The organism is Roseateles sp. P5_E11, from assembly GCF_054049355.1.
This window is the reverse complement of the sequence record NZ_JBFUMO010001121.1, coordinates 1-820: the sequence shown is the minus strand read 5'-3', so window position 1 is coordinate 820 and position 820 is coordinate 1. Positions and strand designations below refer to the sequence as shown.

General features: G+C 67.3%; 1 protein-coding gene. It reads left to right on the top strand.

Going from position 1 to position 820, the window contains the following annotated elements:
- Positions 1 to 820: DUF898 family protein (locus ACXJKR_RS33820; protein WP_457326587.1), on the top strand; the 820-nt coding region annotated here is incomplete at both ends.

The following is an 820-nucleotide window of genomic DNA, read 5'->3' as shown; positions in this document are numbered from 1 at the left end:
GCCCAACACCGAGCCCGCGCCGCGTGTTCTCGAGATCCGCTTCACCGGCTCCGGCAGCGAGTACTTCCGCATCTGGGCCGTCAACCTGCTGTTCATCCTGCTGAGCTGCGGGCTCTACCTGCCGTTCGCCAAGATGCGGCGCATCCGCTACCTCTACGCCAACACCTTGATCGACGGCGAGGCGCTGGCCTTCCACGGCGACGCATGGAAGATGTTCCGCGGCTTTGTGCTGATGGCCGTGCTGATGCTCGTCTACACGTTTGCCGGAGAGTTCTCGCCCATCGCGGCGCTGCTGGCCTTCGTGCTGGGGGGTGCCGCCTGGCCGGCGCTGTGGCGGGCATCGATGCAGTTCCGCCTCGGCAACACCAGCTGGCGTGGCTTGCGGATGGGCTTTGAGGGGTCGCTGGGCGCAGCCTATCTCGCCTACCTGCCGGTGTTCCTGCCTGCCGCGCTGGCGCTGGCCTGGAGCCTGAAGGGTGAGGGCCCAGGCGGCGGCGTCCTGGCCTGGCTCGGGCAGGCGTTGCAGTTGGCCGCCCTGCTGGCGGCGCCCTGGTCCACGGCGCTGATCAAGCGCTACCAGAACAGCGGCTACCGCATCGCCGGCGAGCACAGTGGCATCCGGCTGCACACGCGCTCGGTCTACTTCGTCGGCTTGAAGTCCGTCATGCTGGCGGTGCTGATGCTGGTGGTCGTCTCGATATGCACTTTCGTCCTGGGCAGCCTGCTGGGGCTGGCCACCACCGGCAAGATCGACGCCAAGGGTAGCAGCACCTATTTCGGGCTTGCCTGGGCGGGGATGCTCTACCTGTTCGTCGGCAGC